The organism is Pseudomonas sp. TE3644 (genome assembly GCF_056278815.1).
Map to the genome: position 1 here is coordinate 4408880 of NZ_JBWBQF010000001.1, position 20684 is coordinate 4429563.

At 61.2% G+C, this 20684-nt stretch carries 19 protein-coding genes; 4 read left to right on the forward strand and 15 right to left on the reverse strand.

Annotated features, from left to right (window positions below; genetic code table 11):
- Positions 1 to 23: 23 nt before the first annotated feature.
- From ACZ9GA_RS19315 to sdhC, 5 genes are all read right to left on the reverse strand, one after another.
- Positions 24 to 2855, reverse strand: coding sequence for a 2-oxoglutarate dehydrogenase E1 component (locus tag ACZ9GA_RS19315; protein ID WP_457361187.1), 2832 nt, complete (start codon positions 2853 to 2855; stop codon positions 24 to 26).
- A 244-nt stretch (positions 2856 to 3099) separates the two neighbouring features.
- Positions 3100 to 3804 carry a succinate dehydrogenase iron-sulfur subunit gene (locus tag ACZ9GA_RS19320; protein WP_027978534.1) on the reverse strand — a complete coding sequence of 235 codons (705 nt, stop codon included), beginning with the start codon at positions 3802 to 3804 and terminating at the stop codon, positions 3100 to 3102.
- An 11-nt stretch (positions 3805 to 3815) separates the two neighbouring features.
- On the reverse strand, positions 3816 to 5588 hold the full coding sequence (gene sdhA / locus ACZ9GA_RS19325; protein ID WP_455926124.1) for a succinate dehydrogenase flavoprotein subunit: 1773 nt from the start codon (positions 5586 to 5588) through the stop codon (positions 3816 to 3818).
- Positions 5589 to 5591: 3 nt separating this feature from the next.
- Entirely contained in the window at positions 5592 to 5960 is a 369-nt protein-coding gene (gene sdhD, locus ACZ9GA_RS19330) for a succinate dehydrogenase, hydrophobic membrane anchor protein (protein WP_027978536.1), read from the reverse strand.
- A complete protein-coding gene (gene sdhC, locus ACZ9GA_RS19335; protein ID WP_027978537.1) occupies positions 5954 to 6328 on the reverse strand; it encodes a succinate dehydrogenase, cytochrome b556 subunit in 375 nt (124 codons plus the stop codon). Before sdhC ends, sdhD begins: the two co-directional genes overlap by 7 nt.
- 363 nt (positions 6329 to 6691) lie before the next feature.
- Between sdhC and gltA the strand changes: the two genes are divergently transcribed.
- Positions 6692 to 7981: a citrate synthase gene (gltA, locus tag ACZ9GA_RS19340; RefSeq protein WP_457361186.1), complete on the forward strand. Its 1290-nt coding sequence runs from the start codon at positions 6692 to 6694 to the stop codon at positions 7979 to 7981.
- 883 nt (positions 7982 to 8864) lie between these two features.
- Here gltA and ACZ9GA_RS19345 read toward each other — a convergent pair.
- From ACZ9GA_RS19345 to ACZ9GA_RS19385, 9 genes are all read right to left on the reverse strand, one after another.
- Complete coding sequence (locus ACZ9GA_RS19345; protein WP_457361185.1) at positions 8865 to 9470, reverse strand: START domain-containing protein; 606 nt, start codon at positions 9468 to 9470, stop codon at positions 8865 to 8867.
- 48 nt (positions 9471 to 9518) lie between these two features.
- On the reverse strand, positions 9519 to 9776 hold the full coding sequence (locus ACZ9GA_RS19350; protein WP_455924782.1) for a YkgJ family cysteine cluster protein: 258 nt from the start codon (positions 9774 to 9776) through the stop codon (positions 9519 to 9521).
- Positions 9777 to 9898: 122 nt separating this feature from the next.
- Complete coding sequence (locus ACZ9GA_RS19355) at positions 9899 to 10372, reverse strand: translation initiation factor 2 (protein ID WP_457361184.1); 474 nt, start codon at positions 10370 to 10372, stop codon at positions 9899 to 9901.
- 142 nt (positions 10373 to 10514) lie between these two features.
- Complete coding sequence (locus ACZ9GA_RS19360) at positions 10515 to 11960, reverse strand: aminotransferase-like domain-containing protein (RefSeq protein WP_457361183.1); 1446 nt, start codon at positions 11958 to 11960, stop codon at positions 10515 to 10517.
- 200 nt (positions 11961 to 12160) lie between these two features.
- Positions 12161 to 12976 (reverse strand): OmpA family protein, encoded by an 816-nt coding sequence (locus tag ACZ9GA_RS19365; RefSeq protein WP_457361182.1) that lies wholly within the window; start codon positions 12974 to 12976, stop codon positions 12161 to 12163.
- A complete protein-coding gene (locus ACZ9GA_RS19370) occupies positions 12973 to 13326 on the reverse strand; it encodes a DUF4398 domain-containing protein (protein WP_457361181.1) in 354 nt (117 codons plus the stop codon). The genes ACZ9GA_RS19365 and ACZ9GA_RS19370 overlap by 4 nt, the downstream gene beginning before the upstream one ends.
- A gap of 9 nt (positions 13327 to 13335) precedes the next feature.
- On the reverse strand, positions 13336 to 14169 hold the full coding sequence (locus tag ACZ9GA_RS19375; protein WP_457361180.1) for a substrate-binding periplasmic protein: 834 nt from the start codon (positions 14167 to 14169) through the stop codon (positions 13336 to 13338).
- A 181-nt stretch (positions 14170 to 14350) separates the two neighbouring features.
- Positions 14351 to 15280, reverse strand: coding sequence for an electron transfer flavoprotein subunit alpha/FixB family protein (locus ACZ9GA_RS19380; RefSeq protein ID WP_457361179.1), 930 nt, complete (start codon positions 15278 to 15280; stop codon positions 14351 to 14353).
- Positions 15281 to 16030, reverse strand: a complete 750-nt coding sequence (locus ACZ9GA_RS19385) for an electron transfer flavoprotein subunit beta/FixA family protein (protein WP_457361178.1) — start codon at positions 16028 to 16030, stop codon at positions 15281 to 15283.
- A 532-nt stretch (positions 16031 to 16562) separates the two neighbouring features.
- Here ACZ9GA_RS19385 and ACZ9GA_RS19390 point away from each other — a divergent pair.
- Together ACZ9GA_RS19390 and ACZ9GA_RS19395 are read left to right on the forward strand one after the other, a co-directional pair.
- A complete protein-coding gene (locus ACZ9GA_RS19390; protein ID WP_457361177.1) occupies positions 16563 to 18227 on the forward strand; it encodes an electron transfer flavoprotein-ubiquinone oxidoreductase in 1665 nt (554 codons plus the stop codon).
- A 237-nt stretch (positions 18228 to 18464) separates the two neighbouring features.
- Positions 18465 to 18689 (forward strand): hypothetical protein, encoded by a 225-nt coding sequence (locus ACZ9GA_RS19395; RefSeq protein ID WP_457361176.1) that lies wholly within the window; start codon positions 18465 to 18467, stop codon positions 18687 to 18689.
- 11 nt (positions 18690 to 18700) lie between these two features.
- On the opposite strand, the gene ACZ9GA_RS19400 is transcribed toward ACZ9GA_RS19395, so the two are convergent.
- The gene (locus ACZ9GA_RS19400) at positions 18701 to 19585 is read right to left on the reverse strand and encodes a LysR family transcriptional regulator (RefSeq protein ID WP_457361175.1); all 885 of its coding nucleotides are present in this window, start codon (positions 19583 to 19585) and stop codon (positions 18701 to 18703) included.
- Positions 19586 to 19693: 108 nt separating this feature from the next.
- Here ACZ9GA_RS19400 and argC point away from each other — a divergent pair, with 108 nt between their 5' ends.
- On the forward strand, positions 19694 to 20611 hold the full coding sequence (gene argC / locus ACZ9GA_RS19405) for an N-acetyl-gamma-glutamyl-phosphate reductase (RefSeq protein ID WP_457361174.1): 918 nt from the start codon (positions 19694 to 19696) through the stop codon (positions 20609 to 20611).
- Positions 20612 to 20684: the final 73 nt, after the last annotated feature.

Genomic DNA, 20684 nt, shown 5'->3' on the forward strand with positions numbered 1-20684 from the left:
TCGGTTTCTTGTGCGCGATGGCATCAAACGGTAAAGGCGTCTTGCAGCAGTTTTTCCTGCTGCTCGGCGTGCATCGAAGCGTAACCACAGGCTGGCGCGGCCGAAGCATCGCGACCGGCGTATTCCAGGACCAGGCCCTTCTTGTGGTTGTTGAAGCTGCGACGCATGTGGTGCTGGCTGCTGTACCAGGCGCCCTGGTTCATCGGCTCTTCCTGACACCACACCACGTGCTCGAGGTTGGTGTACGGGGCAAGCGTCTCCATCAGGTCGTCTTCAGGGAACGGGTACAGCTGCTCCAGACGCACGATCGCGATGTCATCACGGCCTTCGGCGCGGCGTTTTTCCAGCAGGTCATAGTAGACCTTGCCGCTGCACAGGATCAGGCGCTTGACCTTGGCCGGCTCGAGCACGTCGATTTCCGGAATCACGGTCTGGAAGGAGCCTTCGGCCAGATCTTCCAGGGTCGAGACCGCCAGCTTGTGACGCAGCAGCGATTTAGGGGTCAGCACGACCAGCGGCTTGCGCAGCGGGCGAATGACCTGACGGCGCAGCAGGTGGTAGATCTGAGCCGGCGTGGTCGGTACACACACCTGAATGTTGTGCTCGGCGCACAGCTGCAGGTAACGCTCCAGACGCGCCGAGGAGTGCTCAGGCCCCTGCCCTTCGTAACCGTGTGGCAGCAGCATGGTCAGACCGCACAGACGGCCCCACTTGTGCTCGCCGCTGGTGATGAACTGGTCGATCACCACTTGCGCACCGTTGGCGAAGTCGCCGAACTGGGCTTCCCAGATCACCAGCGCGTTTGGCGAGGTGGTGGAGTAGCCGTATTCGAACGCCAGTACCGCTTCTTCGGACAGGAACGAATCGTACAGGTCGAAACGTGGCTGGCCGGCATACAGGTTTTGCAGAGGGATATAAGTGGAAGCATCCTTCTGGTTGTGCAGTACCGCGTGACGGTGCGAGAACGTGCCGCGACCGATGTCCTGGCCGGTCATGCGCACCGGGTGGCCTTCGAAGGCCAGGGTGGCGTAGGCCATGGTTTCGGCGTAGCCCCAGTTGATCGGCAAGCCACCGGCCTGCATCTTCTGGCGGTCTTCGTAGATCTTGGCAACCTGACGCTGAACCACGAAGCCTTCCGGAATCTCCAGCAGCTTGGCGGACAGTTCCTGCAGGGTCTTGAGGTCGAAGCGGGTGTCGTGACGCGCCGTCCAGGCGTGGCCCAGGTAAGGACGCCAGTCCACGAACAGTTCCTTGTTCGGCTCCTTGACCAGGCTTTTCACCACGTGCAGACCGTTGTCCAGCGCATTGCGGTACTCGTCCACCTGCGCCTGCACGGCGTCGGCGTTGAGGGTGCCGCCCTGGATCAGACGCTCGGCGTACAGCTCACGGGTGGTGCGCTGCTTGGCGATCTGCTGGTACATCAGCGGCTGGGTGCCGCTTGGCTCGTCGGCCTCGTTGTGGCCGCGACGGCGGTAGCACACCAGGTCAATGACGATGTCGCGCTTGAACTGCATGCGGTAATCGACGGCCAGCTGCGTGACGAACAGCACAGCCTCCGGATCATCGCCGTTCACGTGCAGGATCGGCGCCTGGATCATCTTGGCAACGTCGGTGGCGTACTCGGTGGAACGCGAGTCGCGCGGGTTGCTGATGGTGAAACCAACCTGGTTGTTGATCACGATGTGCACGGTACCGCCGGTCTTGAAACCGCGGGTCTGCGACATCTGGAAGGTTTCCAGCACCACGCCCTGACCGGCAAATGCCGCGTCACCGTGGATGGAAATCGGCAGTACCTTGTCGCCGACCGCGTCGTTGCGACGGTCTTGACGGGCACGCACCGACCCTTCGACCACCGGGGAAACGATTTCCAGGTGGGAGGGGTTGAACGCCATGGCCAGGTGGACTTCGCCGCCCGGGGTCATCACGTTGGAGGAGAAGCCCTGGTGATACTTCACGTCACCGGAGCCCAGCTCGACCTTCTTCTTGCCTTCGAACTCGTCGAACAGCTCGCGCGGGTTCTTGCCGAAGGTGTTCACCAGCACGTTCAGACGGCCACGGTGGGCCATGCCGATCACGACTTCCTTGGTGCCGTAGGAACCGGAACGCTGGATCATCTCGTCGAGCATCGGAATCAGGCTTTCGCCGCCTTCCAGACCGAAGCGCTTGGTGCCTGGGTATTTGGTGCCCAGGTACTTCTCCAGACCTTCCGCCGCGGTGACGCGCTCGAGCACATGGCCCTTGATTTCAGCGGAAAACACCGGACGGCCGCGTACGCTTTCCAGACGCTGCTGGAACCACTGGCGTTGCTCGGAATCGACGATGTGCGTGAACTCGGAGCCGATGGTGCGACAATATGTCTGCTGCAACGCTTCGAGAATTTCGCGTAGGCTCGCTTCCTCTTTGCCGATGAACAGGTCGCCGGCACGGAAAGTAGTATCAAGATCGGCATTGGTCATGCCGTAATGATTGATTGACAGGTCTGCCGGTGCAGGTCGCTGCCACAGCCCCAGCGGGTCCAGCTGGGCCGCCTGATGGCCGCGCATGCGGTAGGCCTGGATCAATCGCAGCACTTCAACTTGCTTCTTCTCATGCTCGCTGCTCACGCTACCGGCGGAAACCGGTTGGGCGCGGCGCTGGTTTTTAGCCAGCAACACGAAATGATCGCGAATTGTAGAGTGCGAAACATCGGTAGCTGCGCCGCCATCGGCCGGCAGCTTCTGGAAGTAGGTGCGCCACTCTTCTGGCACAGCGTTAGGGTCGTGCAGGTAGAGTTCGTAGAGCTCTTCCACATAGGCAGCGTTACCACCGGAAAGGTAGGCACTGCTCCACATGCGCTGCATCACGCTTTCTTGCATGCTTGGTCACCCTCGTTTGGGGACTCCACCGGCGTTGACGCCTGGCATCTTGAATAAGTCCGAGCAGCGACTACAACAAGCCACCTAGTATCACGCAAGTAGTCCGGGTACCAGCCCGGATGCCCCTGCTGGTCTCATTGCTTCAAAATTAAAAGCGACAGCCTTGTGGGCCATGCTTTGGTTGTCACCGAAGTGCGGGTTGAAGAAGACCCGCACCCCGGAGGTTTACGTTACAACAGGCGAATCAGACGCCGCTTTGCAGCAGCATGTTACGTACGTGGCCGATCGCCTTGGTAGGGTTCAGACCCTTGGGGCAAACGTTCACGCAGTTCATGATACCCCGGCAGCGGAATACGCTGAACGGGTCATCCAGGGACGCCAGACGCTCGTTGGTCTTGGTGTCACGGCTGTCAGCCAGGAAACGATAGGCTTGCAGCAGCGCAGCAGGGCCCAGGAACTTGTCAGGGTTCCACCAGAAGGACGGGCAGGAAGTCGAGCAGCAAGCGCACAGAATGCACTCGTACAGACCGTCCAGCTTCTCGCGCTCTTCAGGCGACTGCAGACGCTCGATGGCCGGGGCCGGAGTATCGTTCTGCAGGAATGGCTTCACCTTCTCGTACTGCTTGTAGAAGATGCTCATATCGACGACCAGGTCACGGATTACCGGCAGACCAGGCAGTGGACGAATGACCAGTTTGTTACCTTTTACGACAGCGGACAGCGGCGTGATGCACGCCAGGCCGTTCTTGCCGTTGATGTTCATACCGTCGGAGCCGCAAACGCCCTCGCGGCAGGAGCGACGGTAGGAGAAACCCTCGTCCTGTTCCTTGATCAGCGCCAGAACGTCCAGGACCATCAGGTCCTTGCCGCCGGTATCGACCTGGAAGGTCTGCATGGCCGGCGCGGTATCCACGTCGGGGTTGTAGCGATAAACACTGACTTGCAACATGGCGGCCACCCTTAGTAAGTCCGGACTTTAGGTTCGAAAGTCGGAACGGTTTTCGGCGAGAAGTTCACAGCGCGCTTGGCGACGCGTTTCTCACCCGGGAAGTACAGGGTGTGGCACAGCCAGTTTTCGTCGTCGCGATCCTCAAAGTCTTCACGGGCGTGAGCGCCGCGGGACTCTTTGCGATGCTCGGCGGCGATCGCAGTGGCTTCAGCCACTTCCAGCAGGTTCTGCAGCTCAAGGGCTTCGATTCGAGCAGTGTTGAAACCCTGGCTCTTGTCGTTGATCTTGACGTTGGCGATACGCTCGCGCAGGGTCGCCAGCTGGGCGATACCTTTCTGCATGTATTCGCCGGTACGGAACACACCGAAGTAGTTCTGCATGCACTGTTGCAGCTCTTTACGCAGGGTTGCCACGTCTTCGCCGGTAGTGCGGGTGTTCAGGCCGTTCAAGCGGGCCAGGGCCACTTCGATGTCGGTGTCGCTGGCACGGGCGTATTCAACGCCTTCGCTCAGGGCCTGCTCCAGGTGCAGACCGGCGGCGCGACCGAATACCACCAGGTCGAGCAGCGAGTTGCCGCCCAGGCGGTTGGCACCGTGAACCGATACGCAGGCCACTTCACCCACTGCGAACAGGCCAGGGATGATGGTGTCTTCGCCTTCGGCGTTCTGGGTAATGGCCTGACCATGAATGTTGGTGGCGATGCCGCCCATCATGTAGTGGCAGGTTGGGACCACTGGAACTGGCGCAACGACCGGGTCAACGTGAGCAAAGGTCTTGGACAGCTCGCAGATACCAGGCAGGCGGCTGTGCAGCACTTCCTCGCCCAGGTGGTCGAGCTTGAGCATCACGTGGTCGCCATCAGGGCCGCAACCGTTGCCGGCGATGATCTCTTTAACCATCGAGCGGGCAACCACGTCACGACCAGCCAGGTCTTTGGCGTTAGGCGCATAACGCTCCATGAAACGCTCGCCGTGCTTGTTGATCAGGTAACCACCTTCACCACGGCAACCTTCTGTAACCAGTACACCGGCGCCGGCGATGCCGGTTGGGTGGAACTGCCACATCTCGATGTCCTGCACCGGCACGCCGGCACGCAGGGCCATGCCCACGCCGTCGCCGGTGTTGATCAGGGCGTTGGTGGTGGACGAGTAGATACGACCGGCACCGCCGGTAGCCAGTACGGTGGCGTCAGCACGGATGTACGAGGTTTCGCCGGTTTCGATGCAGATCGCGATCACGCCGACGAAGGCGCCTTCGGAGTTCTTCACCAGGTCCACAGCGTAGTATTCGTTGAGGAATACGGTGCCGGCCTTCAGGTTGGCCTGGTACAGGGTGTGCAGCAACGCGTGACCGGTACGGTCGGCTGCGGCGCAGGTACGGGCAGCCTGACCACCTTTACCGAAGTCCTTGGACTGACCACCGAACGGACGCTGGTAGATGCGGCCCTGCTCGGTACGGGAGAACGGCAGACCCATGTGCTCCAGTTCGAACACGGCTTCCGGGCCTACGGAACACATGTATTCGATAGCGTCCTGGTCACCGATGTAGTCGGAGCCCTTGACGGTATCGTACATGTGCCAGCGCCAGTCATCGTTCGGGTCGGCGGAAGCGATGGCGCAGGTGATGCCACCCTGGGCCGATACGGTGTGCGAACGGGTCGGGAACACCTTGGTGACCACGGCAGTCTTGTGACCACCCTGTGCCAGTTGCAGCGCAGCGCGCATGCCGGCGCCACCACCACCGATGATGATGGCGTCGAAAGTCATTGAATTGATGCTAGCCATGAATCAGATACCCCAAAGAATCTGCACACCCCAGACGAAGTACGCGAACATTGCTACGCCGCATACTGCCTGGAACAGGAAACGCACTGCTGTCGCGGCCTTGCCCAGCGCCATCGGCGTCAGGTAGTCGGTCGCGATCGTCCACATGCCGACCCAGGCGTGAGCACTGAGGGCCACCAGCGCCAGAAGGCTGAAGATGCGCATGGCGTTGTGGGCGAACAGCGCATGCCATTGGTCGTAGCCAATGCCTGGATGCGCAACGAGGTATCCGATCAGGAAAATGAAATAAGCCGCGAGAACAACCGCCGACACACGCTGTGCCATCCAGTCGTAGAGGCCCGAACGCGAAAGATTCGTAACGCTGGTTACCATATCCAAACTCCTGCCAGAACGATCAGCACCACGGAAACGGCGATGATGATTTTGGAGCCACGGCGACCGCCTTCCAGCGTCTCACCAATACCGGCATCCATGATCAGATGGCGCACACCGGCCACCAGGTGATACAGCAGGGAGGACAAAAGACCCCATGCAACGAACTTGGCCAGAGGGCTGGTCAAGGTGTCCTTCACGGACGCGAAGCCTTCTTCGGAACCCAGGGATTTGCCCAATGCATAAAGCATGAAGCCGATGCCCACGAACAGAATGATGCCCGATACGCGATGAAGGAACGACGTTACGCCGGTTATGGGGAGTTTGATGGTCCTTAGGTCTAGGTTTACAGGTCGTTGGCTATTCACGGCTTTTTTTCACACTGAAGAGCCCCTAGCAAGCAGGGCAAGTTGTCGGGAAGTGTACTGGTCAGGTACCCACCACCCAGGGAGTGACGACGCCAGCGGAAACGGGCTGAAAAGCCCCTGACGGTCGGCTGCCGAGTATAGACAGTTAGGATACTAATGACAACGCGCAGACCTACCCGAAAGGGCGGATTGCGCTATATGAAAAAAAGGCGTAAATGGCAGGGATAAGCGAAGAAAAACAGCGCTAAAAGCCTTGTACAGCCTGACTTTAAGCAAATTGACATTCGGATTTATCTCACTATAGTGGTGCGGGCCCTGCGTGGGGGGTCTGTCTGATGATTTCAAGCATTAATAGGAGGCCACATGGCTGACAAAAAAGCGCAGTTGATCATCGAGGGCGCAGCCCCCGTCGAGCTGCCGATTTTAACCGGCACCGTTGGTCCCGATGTTATCGACGTGAGAAGCCTGACTTCCACCGGCCGCTTCACTTTCGACCCAGGCTTCATGTCGACCGCCTCGTGCGAGTCGAAGATCACCTATATCGATGGCGACAAAGGCATCCTGCTGCACCGGGGCTACCCGATCGAGCAGCTGGCCGAGAAATCCGACTACCTGGAAACCTGCTACCTGCTGCTCAACGGCGAACTGCCGACTGCAGAGCAGAAGGCCCAGTTCGTCAGCACCGTGAAGAACCACACCATGGTGCACGAGCAGTTGAAGACCTTCTTCAACGGCTTCCGCCGCGACGCCCACCCCATGGCCGTGATGTGCGGCGTGGTCGGCGCCCTGTCCGCGTTCTACCATGACTCGCTGGACATCAATAACCCGCAGCACCGCGAGATTTCCGCCGTGCGCCTGGTCGCCAAGATGCCGACCCTGGCAGCGATGGTGTACAAGTACTCCATGGGCCAACCCATGATGTACCCGCGCAACGACCTGTCGTACGCGGAAAACTTCCTGCACATGATGTTCAACACCCCGTGCGAGATCAAACCGATCAGTCCAATCCTGGCCAAGGCCATGGACCGCATCTTCATCCTGCACGCCGACCACGAGCAAAACGCCTCGACGTCCACCGTGCGCCTGGCGGGCTCCTCGGGCGCCAACCCGTTCGCCTGTATCGCCGCCGGCATCGCCGCACTGTGGGGCCCTGCCCACGGCGGTGCGAACGAAGCCGTGCTGACCATGCTTGATGAAATCGGCGATGTGTCCAACATCGACACCTTCATCGCCAAGGCCAAGGACAAGAACGATCCGTTCAAGCTGATGGGCTTCGGTCACCGGGTTTACAAGAACCGCGACCCGCGCGCCACCGTGATGAAGCAGACCTGCGACGAAGTCCTGAAAGAGCTGGGCATCAAGGACGACCCGCAACTGCAACTGGCCATGCGCCTGGAAGAGATCGCGCTGACCGATCCGTACTTCATCGAGCGCTCGCTGTACCCGAACGTCGACTTCTACTCGGGGATTATCCTCAAGGCGATCGGCATTCCTACCAGCATGTTTACCGTGATCTTTGCCCTGGCACGTACCGTGGGCTGGATTTCGCACTGGAAGGAAATGCTGTCCAGCCCGTACAAGATCGGGCGTCCGCGTCAGCTGTATACCGGTTATGACTCGCGTGATGTGAGCAAGCTGGAAGATCGCAAGTAAGCCACTGGCTGAAAACGAAAAAAGGCTGCCCTCGGGCAGCCTTTTTTATTGCCGACTCCATCCGAGCACCTGATCCCTCCCCAGCTTTGGCTTTTGGCTTGTGATCTGGCTGTTGCTGCTGCTTTGGCTTTTGATCTTGCTTTTGATCTTGCTTTTGATCTTGATCTTGATCTTGGCCCCGTTAAGCTCAGGCCCGACTGGAGGCGTTGCCCACGCGGCTGCCCGCAGGGCCCTTCGGCGCAGCCGAAGGAAACGGCAGCCCGCCCGCTTCTATAGCGGGTGCCGTTTAGCCGCGTGGGCGACGCCGGAGGGAGGGGACCCGAAGCGCAGCGTAGGGGCCGAGCTGGGGCGAGAATTTTTGGTTACTTTTTTTTCGACTGAAAAAAGTGACCCGGCGTAAGGCCGGAACCGCCGGTGGCCGCACCCGCAGCAATGGATATGCCCGCGAACGAAAAAGCGGGATCCGCAGATCGTGAGCATATCCATTATCGAGGGTGATGCTGAATCACCTTTCCGCCCTTACGGCGGGTCACTTTTTTCAGTCGAAAAAAAAGTAACCAAAAATTCTCAGCCCCGAGCCCGGTCCCTACGCTGCGCTACGGGTCCCCTCCCTACGACGTCGATCAAGCGGACGACGGCCCGGAATAGAAGCGCCTCCGGTTCCGTCTCCTTCAGCTACGCTGAAGGCCGCTTGATCGACGTCTCCGGTCGGACCTGGGCTCTAACGGGGCATACAATCAAGATCAAAGGCCTCACGGAAGCAAAAGCTGCCTGGCTGGGGACTTGCTTTGGATGGGCCGGCCAGCGCAGCCTGGCGGCAGCGGCTACAGAAGTAGAGAGAAGCGTACGCGTACAAGTACGCGTACGGGCAACGCAGAGTGTGCTACTGCTCAGCCTTGGCGCGCAGCGCCTTGAGGGTGTTGAACGGTGCATCCACCACAAACTTGTTCGCCACAAACGACGGCACGCTACCACCCGGCTCAGTGTGCACCTGGTAAGTCACCTCGGTGCTGTCCGCCCCCTTGGGCACCAGCTTCCAGAACCCCTGCACCTGGGCAACACGAACAAAGCCCTTCTCGGCCGGCAGGTAGGTAGGCACCTCTTCCAGGTTACGGGTGAGGCTGCCATCGGCACCATGCACCGACGTCACATGCAAGATCGAATCACGCGGGGTCACTGGCCACGGCGTGTTGAACTGGGTGTAGGTCCAGCTCTGATCACCCTCGTTCTTGAGCAGTTTCTGCGCCTTGCACTCATGAATCCAGGCACAGGCGCCCGCCACGTCTTCCTGCAAGGCCTGGATCTTGGCCAGCGGCGCCTTGATCACGGTCACACCACGGTAAGCCTTGTAATCAGAACCTGGCACCACGCTGAGCGACACCTTGATGCCGTCTTCGTCCTTGGCCGTTTGCCAATCCTCGGCCTGCGCCGCAGTGGCAACCAGCGCCGTCAAACTACATGCAACAGCCAAACGATGCAGCGAACCCATAGTTTTCTTCCTTATTGTCCAGGAGGCACACCACCCTCCTCGCCCCGGCTACGCCACAGATGTCATCTGCTCCCACCAACCCAGCAACTGTATGGCCTGGGCATTGGTTTCCCCGCACACCTCCGGGTCAGCCTGGAAGCCACCGCACACCGCAGGGCGCTCCGGGCGACCGAACAGCTGACACAGGTTGTCAGCATCCAGCTGCACGCAGCGCTCACCAGCCGGCTTGCCATTGGGCATGCCAGGAATGGGCGAGGAAATGGAAGGGGCAATGCAGCAGGCGCCGCAGCCTTCACGGCACTTCATGACAGGCGTAAACCTCAATCGGACGACGAGTGGATGTAGGGGGATAGTAACCGCTTAAACAGGTGTTTGAAATTGTTTCAAGACGAAAATCGACAGGGCGATACTGCCAACCGCCCGTCCGATTACTGTTTGAACTCGAAATCCAGCGCTGCGCCTTCGACTTCCCGGTTGCTGTCGTTGCGCCGCGGCAGCTGCATTTCGTTGCTCAACAGACGGCCGTTAAGCTGGAAGTCTTCGGATTTTTTCTCATCGAAGTAGGATGGCAGCAGCGTCTTTTCACGGGCAGGGGCCGCCGCATCAATCTTTTTCTGCGGCTCCAGGTTGTTGACCATCGCCTTGGGCAAGGTCAGATCGATCTTTGCCTTGGGCAGGTCTACGGCCACCGCATCAGCCTCCTTGCGGCTTTTGCTCTTGCTGGCCACCGGCTTCATCTTGACCGCCTTGGTCGCGCTCGCCGCAGGCTTCTTCTTGGCAGGGGCGACCTTTTTGGCAGCCGGGGCCGCCTTGGCCGCCTTTTTCGCAGGCACGGCACTGCTGTCGGCCTGGGCGACCAACAGCGGCGAAGCGTTCAGCGGCAGCGATTGAGAACAGGCCATGCCAGACCCCAGGCACAGCACGAGCATTCCGATACAGCGCAAGGCATTCATAGACACAGGCAGAGATGGCAGTACAAGCCTCTATGCTCCCCGTTAGAGGCCTGGCTGGCAAGCCCCCTGAACCGCCCGGGAAGGTAAATCCTTAGTAAAAGTGGCCGCCTGCCACTTCTTGACACAATTGCCCCGCCAACAAGCCCAATGTCATCAGCACTCGCTCCGCTTCCTTGTTCCACGGGATACCGCAGTTGAGGCGAATACAGTGGTTGAACTGCTCGGTGTTACTAAAGATCAGGCCCGGCGCGATGCTGATGCCCTGCTCCAGCGCTCGCACGTGCAGCTCCTGGGTATTCACCCGCCCCGGCAGGCTGACCCACAGGATAAAGCCACCCAACGGACGGGTAATCTGCGTGCCCTCGGGAAAGAACTGCTGCACCGCCAACTGGTAAGCACTCAGGTTTTTGCGGTATTCCTGGCGAATGAACCGCAGATGGCGGTCATACCCACCATTTTCCAGGTAACTGGCGATGCCCATCTGGGTAACGCTGCACGCCGAGTGGGTACTGAAGGTTTGCAGGCGCTGAATCTCCGCCTGGTATTTGCCGGCAATCATCCAACCGATGCGCACACCGGGCGACAATGTCTTGGAAAAGCTGGAGCAATACACCACGTGCCCCAGACGATCATAGGCCTTGAGGGCCTTGGTCTTGCCCTGGTCGAACATCAGCTCGCCGTAGATATCGTCTTCCACGATCTGGATATCGAAATCCGAGGCCAGGCGCAACAATTGCTTCATGCGCTCCTCGGGCATGGTGCCGCCCAGTGGATTGCTCAGGCGCGGCGTGAGCACCAGGGCCTTGATCGACCATTGGTTGGCGGCCAGTTGCAAGGCTTCCAGGCTGATGCCGGTGGAAGGGTCGCTGGGAATTTCGATCACCTTCAGGCCCAGTAGATCGGCCAACTGCAGCAGACCATAGTAAGTGGGCGACTCCGCCGCGATCAGGTCGCCGGGACGGGTCAGCACCCGCAGGGACATTTGCAGCGCGTCCACGCAGCCATGGGTGATGACCACTTCAGAAGGATCAACGACGACGCCGGCATCGCGCATGCGGATCGCTACCTGACGGCGCAGCGGCTCGAAACCCGGGCTGAACATGTAGCTGAACGCCCGCGGGCTATGGAAGCGCGTGACCTTGGCAATCTGCTGATGGAGCGCGCGCACGGGCAGGTAATCCACATGGGGCACCGCTGCCCCCAGGGGGAACACCCCTTCGCGCCGGGACTCCACCAGCACCTGCTGGATAATACTGGCGCGCGTGACCAACCCTGGCCGCTCGACCCGGGCGATATCCGGCGTGGGCGCAGTCAAGGCCGGTGTCTGGTGCACGTAGTAACCCGACTGCGGCCGGGCACGGATCAGCCCCTGATCTTCGAGGTTGGCGTACGCCTGCAGCACCGTGGCATGGCTCACGTTGAGCTGCGAACTCATCTTGCGCACCGACGGCACCCGCTCCCCGGGCTGATACACGCCACGGCGAATATCGTCCGCCAGTTGCTGGGCGATGCGCTGGTAGAGCAGAAGGCTGGTCATGGCGGGCTTCTCGACTGATCAGGCGATATTATTGTCAGTACCGGAACAGTTGAAAAGTGTACGGGGACAGTTGCGCGAATGCGAGGGGATTGTGCCGCAATAACTGTAGCCGCTGCCGTCAGGCTGCGCTGTCCCTCCATCACCCTGAAGATTTCCAGCGTACGGAGGGGCCGGCGCAGCCTGGCGGCAGCGGCTACGAACTATCGAGCGGCGCCGAGCACGCCTTTCTCATCAGAGAACACGATTTCCACACGGCGATTCATCGCCCTGCCCCGCTCCGAGGCATTGGCCTCAACCGGGTATTGGTCACCATACCCCTGCACCTGGATACGCTTCTCATCGATGCCCAGGTCCACCAGGGTGTCGGCAACTGTCTGCGCCCGGTCCTTGGACAGGTCCAGGTTGAAGTCGCTGTCACCGGTGTTATCGGTATAACCCTCGATGCGCACTACGCGCTTGGGGTTCAATTGCAGGAACTGCACCAGCTTGAGGACCATGCGATTGGCCGACGGTTTGAGCTCCGCCTCGCCGCTGTCGAACAGCACATCACCCAGGGTCAGCACCAGACCACGATCGGTCTCGGTGGTGGCCATGTTGACGAACTGTTCCTCCAGCGCCTTGCCCTGCTGCTGCACACTGTTGAGCTTGGACTCACGCAAGGCCAGCTGCAGGCGCTGACGCTCAAGGTCCAGACGCGTCAGTTTTTCCTTGTTCAGCGCCAGTTGCGTGTGTTCGCGGGCAATCTCGCTGTAACGCTGGCTGAGGTAGGCGTACTGGGCCACGTCGTCGCCGCTGCCCCAGTAATTGGCCAGGCGCTCGGCACGCGACAGCGATTCACCGGCGCGGATCACGTCCCGCGGCGCGCTGCGCAGTACGTCGGCATCATCCTTGACCTTCTGGTAGCTGGCGCTGGCCTGCTGCAAGGTTACCGATGAAGTCGAGTGGCCGGCACAACCGAACAGGCCCAGGCAGCCCACGGCGATCAAACCGCTGCCTATCTGCGAAAAACGGCTCATTGCGCCTCCCCCAACTGTTTGTGCAGGCGCACGATTCGCGTGTTTACCTGGGTCAACTGCTCCTGGCTTTTTTCGGTCAGCACCCGGGCTTCGGCCAGGCGCGCGTCCAGCTCGGCCTGCTCGGCCAGCAGCCGCGCCTGACGATAGCCCTGGGCGCCATTGGCAGCCTGGGCGGCGGTCAGCTTGTCGCTGGCCAGCTTCATTTCGGCGACATCGTCGTTGGCACCGACAGCGCGGGCCTGGTCCACGGCCTGTTCGGTCAGGCGCAGTTGCTCGGTGGGGGCCGGGTCACTGGCGCAGCCGGCCAGGGCCAGCAGCGCAGCAACGGCGATTGAAACTTGAATTCTCACACGGGATCCCTACTGTTTTGGGGCGCTTGGCGTTTGCGGTGCGACCGGTTGCTGCAAGCGCGCCTTCCAACGTTCGACATTGCGTTGCAATACCGCCTCGGCTTGGCCGGACGCGGGCAATTCTGTCATCTTTTTCGCCAACTGTCCGCGCAGCCAGGGGTCATTGCAGGCCGAATTGTGTGACAAGGCCAGGTACAGCCCCGGGCGGTCCAGCGGTGTCTCGTGGGCCACCACGTCATTGCCCAGCCCCAGGCTCTGGGACACGGCCTGCCCGGCGTAGCGTCCGGCCACCAGGTATTCGGCCTTGCCCAGCATCAACTGCTGGAACGCCACTGTCAGCGACTCGGCAGGCGCCAGCCTCAGGTTCTCATCGGCAAAGCGCTTGAACGACGCCCCCAGCCGTGCCCGCGCCGACACTACGCCGGCATGACCGTGCAGATCGCCCACCGTGTGGTACACCAGCGGCGACGCGGTACGGGTCCACACCAAGTAGTCGTTGAGGGCGATGCGCGGGTGGATGTAGTCCAGGGTTTCCAATTGCTCGACCGACATCGGTGCATCCACCAACAGGTCCATGCGCCCGCTGCGCACCTCGTCCAGGGCCTGGGAGCGCCGGCCGCTGTACAGCACGTCGATCTTGATGCCCAGTTCGTCGCCGATGCGCTTTAGCTGGTCGACATTGGCGCCGATCAGGTGGGCGGGGTCATCCGGGTCGCGCCAGGAGAATGGCTGGGCATCCGGGCTGCCGGTGGCAATCAGACGCTCGCAGGTGCCAGCGGCACTGGCCAGGGTGGGCAGCAACATGGCCAGCGCCCAGGCGCCCAACAGCAGGGGTCGCTTCATGATTCATCCTTTGCACATACCCGTAGCCGCTGCCGAAGGCTGCGCTGGCCCTGGAATCCACTGAAAATATTCAGCGAGGCACAGGGCCAGCGCAGCCTGGCGGCAGCGGCTACGCAAAAAGTAGTTCGCATAAAAAAGCCCGGTCACAAGACCGGGCTCTTTTATAAGTGAAGCGGCTGGATCAGACCAGCTTTTCCAGCTCTGGTACTGCTTCGAACAGGTCAGCCACCAGGCCGTAGTCGGCCACCTGGAAGATCGGCGCCTCTTCGTCCTTGTTGATCGCAACGATCACTTTGGAGTCCTTCATGCCCGCCAGGTGCTGGATCGCGCCGGAGATGCCGACGGCGATGTACAGCTGTGGCGCAACGATCTTGCCGGTCTGGCCGACCTGCATGTCGTTGGGCACGAAGCCTGCGTCCACGGCGGCGCGCGAGGCACCCACGGCGGCGCCCAGCTTGTCGGCCAGGGCGTACAGGTGCTTGAAGTTGTCGCCGTTCTGCATGCCGCGGCCGCCGGAAACGACGATCTTGGCAGCGGTCAGCTCAGGGCGGTCGGACTTGGCCAGCTCCTCGCCGACGAACGCCGATTTGCCTGCGTCGTGAGCAGCGCCCACGGCTTCGATGGCAGCCGAGCCACCTTCGGCGGCAACGGCGTCGAAGCCGGTGGCGCGCACGGTGATGACCTTGATGGCAGCGCTCGATTGCACGGTGGCAATGGCGTTGCCGGCGTAGATCGGACGCTTGAAGGTGTCGGCCGATTCCACCGAGATGATCTCGGAGATCTGGTCCACGTCCAGCTGGGCAGCAACGCGCGGCAGCACGTTTTTGCCATTGGACGTAGCAGGGGCCAGCACGTGGCTGTAGGCCGAAGCCAGTTCAACCACCAGCGGCGCAACGTTTTCCGGCAGGAAGTGCGCGTAGGCAGCGTTGTCGGCCACCAGCACTTTCGCCACGTCAGCAATCTTGGCGGCAGCTTCAGCCACGGCACCAACGCCCTGGCCGGCAACCAGCACGTGCACATCACCACCGATTTTCGCGGCAGCTGCGACGGTGTTCAGGGTAGCCGGGGCTACAGCACCATTCTCGTGTTCAGCGATAACCAGGATAGTCATTTAGATTACCTTCGCTTCGTTTTTCAGTTTCTCGACCAGTTCTGCAACCGACTTGACCTTGATGCCAGCGCTGCGAGCAGCCGGGGCTTCAACCTTGATGGTCTTGTTGGTGGAAGCAACGGAAACACCCAGGGCGTCCGGGGTAACGGTTTCCAGCGGCTTCTTCTTGGCCTTCATGATGTTAGGCAGCGAGGCGTAACGAGGCTCGTTCAGACGCAGGTCGGTGGTGACGATGGCTGGCAGGTTCAGCGCAACGGTCTGCAGGCCGCCGTCGATTTCGCGGGTGACATTGACCTTGTCGCCAGCCACTTCCACCTTGGAGGCGAAGGTGCCCTGGCCGAAACCGGTCAGTGCCGCCAGCATCTGGCCGGTCTGGTTGTTGTCGCTGTCGATGGCCTGTTTGCCCAGGATCACCAGCTGTGGCTGTTCCTTGTCGACAACGGCCTTGAGCAGCTTGGCCACGGCCAGGGAGTTCAGTTCTTCGGCGACTTCCACCAGCACGGCGCGGTCAGCGCCCAGGGCCAGGGCGGTACGCAGTTGTTCCTGCGCGGTGCTCGGGCCGATGGTGACGACGACGATTTCGGACGCAACGCCCTTCTCTTTCAGACGCACAGCCTCTTCCACGGCGATTTCGCAGAAGGGGTTCATGGACATCTTGACGTTGGCGAGATCGACGCCAGAGTTGTCCGCTTTGACACGGACCTTGACGTTGTAGTCGACCACTCGTTTGACAGCTACAAGAACCTTCATGGATTCCTCGTTACTCTCCGGTGAAAAGAATGTCGCCCGGGCAAGGCCAGGCGATGCTCAGTGGGCACAAGGGCACCTTTAAAAACGACGGCGAACGCGCCTTATTTAGCCTGGAACCCTGCAATTCAACGACTTAGCGGCAAAACCGGGCAGTCATCGGCGGTGGCGACGTGTAAACTCGACCACAATTGGGGCAACGGCATGCCTGCGCGGCGCGGGCCTGGCTTTTAGAGATGCTCTTGCAGCCTCAGGGCAACCTGCGGCAAATGCAAAACCGACCGTATCTTGACCGCTACGCCCGGACCGGTCAACAACCGGAACCGCCCGGTCATGCACCTGCCCCCAGCGATTTTACTGGCCTGGGGCAAATTCAAACAAACGTTTGTATTGGACCCCGCCAGTGGTGTAGATATAATGCGCGGCCAACGAGATTGCCCTGTCGTGTGACCCCAGGTGCCCCTGCACCGCACCCCACGACAGAAAAAGCGCAACGCCATTAGAAAAACTGTGAGCCTTGAGTAGGAGAGAACCTGTGGAACGCGAATACATGGAATTCGACGTGGTCATCGTCGGGGCCGGCCCCGCCGGCCTGTCCGCCGCCTGCCGCCTGAAGCAGAAAGCTGCTGAAGCGGGCCAGGAAATCAGCGTCTGCGTGGTGGAAAAAGGCTCCGAGGTAGGCGCCCACATTCTCTCCGGCGCGGTGTTCGAACCCCGCGCGCTGAACGAGCTGTTTCCCGATTGGAAAGAGCTGGGCGCGCCGCTGAACACGCCGGTCAAGCGCGATGACATCTACGTGCTGAAAAACGCCGACAGCGCCAGCAAGGTGCCGGGTGCCTTCGTGCCCAAGACCATGCACAACGAAGGCAACTACATCATCTCCCTGGGCAACCTGTGCCGTTGGCTGGCCCAGCAGGCCGAGAACCTTGGCGTGGAAGTGTACCCAGGCTTTGCCGCCCAGGAAGCGCTGATCGACGAAAACGGCGCCGTGCGCGGCATCCTTACCGGCGACATGGGCGTGGACCGTGAAGGCAACCCCAAGGAAGGCATGTACACCCCGGGCATGGAACTGCGTGGCAAGTACACCCTGTTCGCCGAAGGCTGCCGCGGCCACATCGGCAAGCAGCTGATCAAGCGCTACAACCTGGACAGCGATGCCGATGCCCAGCACTACGGCATTGGTTTGAAGGAAATCTGGGAAGTCGACCCGGCAAAGCATGAGCAGGGCCTGGTCGTCCATACCGCGGGCTGGCCGATGGATATCATGGGCACCGAGAACACTGGCGGCTCCTTCCTCTATCACCTGGAAAACAATCAGGTGGTGGTGGGTCTGATCGTCGACCTGTCCTACAGCAACCCGTACCTGTCGCCGTTCGACGAATTCCAGCGCCTCAAGCATCACCCGGTGATCAGCCAGTACCTGGAAGGCGGCAAGCGCATCAGCTACGGCGCCCGCGCCATCTGCAAGGGCGGCCTGAACTCGCTGCCCAAGATGATCTTCAACGGCGGCGCGCTGATCGGCTGTGACCTGGGCACGCTCAACTTCGCCAAGATCAAGGGCAGCCACACCGCGATGAAATCCGGCATGCTGGCGGCCGATGCAGTGGCCGAAAAGCTGCTGGGCGGTGCCGAGGGCGGCGACCTGCTGACCGGTTACGTGGATTCGTTCAAGGCCAGCTGGCTGTACGAGGAACTGTTCGCCAGCCGTAACTTCGGCCCGGCCATCCACAAGTTTGGCGCGGTGCTGGGCGGTGCATTCAACTACATCGACCAGAACATCTTCGGCGGCAAGATTCCGTTCACCCTGCACGACACCAAGCCGGACTACGCCTGCCTGAAGCTGGCCAAGGACTCGAAGAAGATCGAGTACCCCAAGCCCGACGGCAAGCTGAGCTTCGACAAGCTGAGCTCGGTATTCCTCTCCAGCACCAACCATGAAGAGGAACAACCCTGCCACCTGAAGCTGAAAGACCCGAGCATCCCGATCGGCACCAACCTGCCGCTCTACGATGAACCGGCCCAGCGTTACTGCCCGGCGGGCGTGTACGAAGTCATCACCCAGGAAGACGGCGAGAAGCGTTTCCAGATCAACGCCCAGAACTGCGTGCACTGCAAGACCTGCGACATCAAGGACCCTTCGCAGAACATCACCTGGGTAACCCCGGAAGGCTCGGGCGGGCCGACCTACCCGAATATGTAATGTCTGGATCTTCGTCACCTGCATCGCGAGGTAGGAGCCGACCTTGGTCGCGATGCAGGCGACGCGGATTAACGCGGACCACCAATACATGGCGCTGTGACACCATTATTGTCAAATACCATACAGCGCCGAAATGCTTCAGATACCCGATTTTGCTGGAGTTCGCCGCCCTCATGCCGATAAAACAGGCATCAGGGCAGTGAGCAGATCACAGCCTTCAGTATCGGAGTCATTACCATGCAGATCGAGCGCCTGGGCACCATTCAGGGTGACCTTGAACACACCGCCGCCCACCTTGAAGCGCTATCGCGGATGCTTCAGGGGCACGCGTTATTCCTGCGCCATTCCACCTACGCCGACAACTCGGCCGATATCGACTTCATCGAACGCCACCTCAACGGCCTGGCGGCCTCGGTGACCGACCTGCGCGGCGTGGCCCGCAACATCGCCAAGGTCGCCTGACCGGCAACGCCCTACTCCACCCGCAACGCCCACAACACATCCAGCACATGCCGGGTCGACCGTTCGACCTCACCGGCGCGATGAACGATGCCCAACTGTCGCGATAACGCAGGCTTCAACGGCCGCATCACGATGCGTGCGTCAGGCAGCGGCGTGGACGCCTCATGGGGCAGCAGCGTGGCACCATAGCCGGCCGCCACCAAGCTCTTGATGGCGTCGTTGTAATTGAGCTGGATGCGCGGCGTGGGTTGCTGACCCTCGCTGGCAAACCATTCGCTGGTCAGACGTGAAAGGCGTGTAGTGCTGTCGTTGAGAATCAGCGGCTGCTCGGCCAGCCACGCCGGGGTCACTACCTCGGGCACCTCCCAGCGGGCGGGCAGGAAGGCCATCACCGGATCAAGCCGCCACGGTTGGATCTCCACCCCCTTGACCGGCAGCTGTGGCAAAGCGATGAGGCCGATGTCCAGGGTACCCGCCGTCAATTGGCGCAAGGTTTCCTGGGAGGTCAATACCGCCACCTGCACGTCGATGCCGGGATGGCGTTGACCCAGGGTTTCCAGCGCCTGGGGCAGCAACTGCGCGATGGCCCCTGTTGAGGCGCCCAGGCGCACGCGCCCCGCCAGGCCCTGCACCTGGCGCTGCACGTCCTCCAGGGCCTGCTGGGCGTCCAACAGCAAACGCCGCCCGCGCTCCACCAGGGTCTCGCCAATGGCGGTCGGCAATACCTGCCCCCGGGTGCGCGACAACAAGGCGCCGCCCACCCGTTCCTCAAGCTCGGCAATGTGCAGGCTGACCGTGGGCGGCGCCAGGTTGAGCCTGCGCGCAGCTTCAGCGAACGAGCCCAGGTCGGCAATGGTCACCAGCGTACGCAGGCGGTCCAGACTGATTTCACGCATTGAGCCACACCTTCAGGAAAACTGAACATTATCATTGCCAAATTCAACTTTCCCTATGCTACCCGTGGAATGAAGATAGGGGCAGTCACTTCTTGCGAGCACCCCGGCATGACCACTCCCCTGATCTTCATCGATGGCGACCAAGGCACCACCGGCCTGCAGATTCACCAACGCCTGCGCCACCGCGCTGACCTGCAACTGCTGCGCCTGGACCCGCGCTATCGCAAAGACCCGCAGCACCGCGCCGAGGCCATCAACGCTTGCGACATCGCCGTCCTGTGCCTGCCCGATGACGCAGCGCGCGAGGCCGTGGCCAGCATTCACAACCCGGCGGTGCGGGTGATTGACGCCAGTTCTGCCCACCGTACCCATGCCGAGTGGACCTATGGTTTTGCGGAAATGGGCGCGGCACAATCCAGCGCCATTGCGACGGCCAAACGCGTGAGCAACCCTGGCTGCTACCCCACCGGCGCCATCGGTCTGCTGCACCCACTGGTGCAGGCCGGTCTGGTGCCAGCCGATTACCCGATCAGCATCAACGCCGTGTCGGGGTATTCCGGCAAGGGCCGCGCCGGGGTGGATGAGTACGAAGGCGAGAACGCCGTGGCGGCGCCAGCCTTCCAACTGTATGGCCTGGGGCTGACCCACAAGCACGTGCCGGAAATCGCCGGGCACAGCGGCCTGGCGCATCGCCCGCTGTTCGTGCCGGCGTATGGCGCGTTTCGCCAGGGCATCGTGCTGACCATCCCTGTGCAACTGCACCTGCTGGCACCGGGGATGACGGGCGCGCAGCTGCACACCTGCCTGGCGGATCACTACGCGGGGCAGCGTCACGTGCAAGTGATGCCGCTGGCGGACAGCAAGGCGCTTACGCACTTGGACCCGCAGGGCATGAATGGCACGGATGATTTGCGCTTGATGGTCTTCGAGCATGGGCAGCAGGTGTTGCTGGCGGCGGTGTTCGATAACCTGGGCAAGGGGGCTGCGGGCGCGGCGGTGCAGAACCTTGATTTGATGATGAGCTGACTCGCACATCGTAGCCGCTGCCGCCAGGCTGCGCTGGCCCTGTGCCTCGCTGCAGGTTTTCAGTGGACGTCAG

Excerpts from the sequence above, each read along its gene's own strand:
- ACZ9GA_RS19315 (WP_457361187.1), bottom strand. The coding sequence starts at position 2,855 with ATGCAAGAAAGCGTGATGCAGCGCATGTGGAGCAGTGCCTACCTTTCC.
- ACZ9GA_RS19320 (WP_027978534.1), bottom strand. The coding sequence starts at position 3,804 with ATGTTGCAAGTCAGTGTTTATCGCTACAACCCCGACGTGGATACCGCG.
- sdhA (WP_455926124.1), bottom strand. The coding sequence starts at position 5,588 with ATGGCTAGCATCAATTCAATGACTTTCGACGCCATCATCATCGGTGGT.
- sdhD (WP_027978536.1), bottom strand. The coding sequence starts at position 5,960 with ATGGTAACCAGCGTTACGAATCTTTCGCGTTCGGGCCTCTACGACTGG.
- gltA (WP_457361186.1), top strand. The coding sequence starts at position 6,692 with ATGGCTGACAAAAAAGCGCAGTTGATCATCGAGGGCGCAGCCCCCGTC.
- ACZ9GA_RS19345 (WP_457361185.1), bottom strand. The coding sequence starts at position 9,470 with ATGGGTTCGCTGCATCGTTTGGCTGTTGCATGTAGTTTGACGGCGCTG.
- ACZ9GA_RS19350 (WP_455924782.1), bottom strand. The coding sequence starts at position 9,776 with ATGAAGTGCCGTGAAGGCTGCGGCGCCTGCTGCATTGCCCCTTCCATT.
- ACZ9GA_RS19355 (WP_457361184.1), bottom strand. The coding sequence starts at position 10,372 with ATGGCCTGTTCTCAATCGCTGCCGCTGAACGCTTCGCCGCTGTTGGTC.
- ACZ9GA_RS19360 (WP_457361183.1), bottom strand. The coding sequence starts at position 11,960 with ATGACCAGCCTTCTGCTCTACCAGCGCATCGCCCAGCAACTGGCGGAC.
- ACZ9GA_RS19365 (WP_457361182.1), bottom strand. The coding sequence starts at position 12,976 with ATGAGCCGTTTTTCGCAGATAGGCAGCGGTTTGATCGCCGTGGGCTGC.
- ACZ9GA_RS19375 (WP_457361180.1), bottom strand. The coding sequence starts at position 14,169 with ATGAAGCGACCCCTGCTGTTGGGCGCCTGGGCGCTGGCCATGTTGCTG.
- ACZ9GA_RS19380 (WP_457361179.1), bottom strand. The coding sequence starts at position 15,280 with ATGACTATCCTGGTTATCGCTGAACACGAGAATGGTGCTGTAGCCCCG.
- ACZ9GA_RS19385 (WP_457361178.1), bottom strand. The coding sequence starts at position 16,030 with ATGAAGGTTCTTGTAGCTGTCAAACGAGTGGTCGACTACAACGTCAAG.
- ACZ9GA_RS19395 (WP_457361176.1), top strand. The coding sequence starts at position 18,465 with ATGCAGATCGAGCGCCTGGGCACCATTCAGGGTGACCTTGAACACACC.
- ACZ9GA_RS19400 (WP_457361175.1), bottom strand. The coding sequence starts at position 19,585 with ATGCGTGAAATCAGTCTGGACCGCCTGCGTACGCTGGTGACCATTGCC.
- argC (WP_457361174.1), top strand. The coding sequence starts at position 19,694 with ATGACCACTCCCCTGATCTTCATCGATGGCGACCAAGGCACCACCGGC.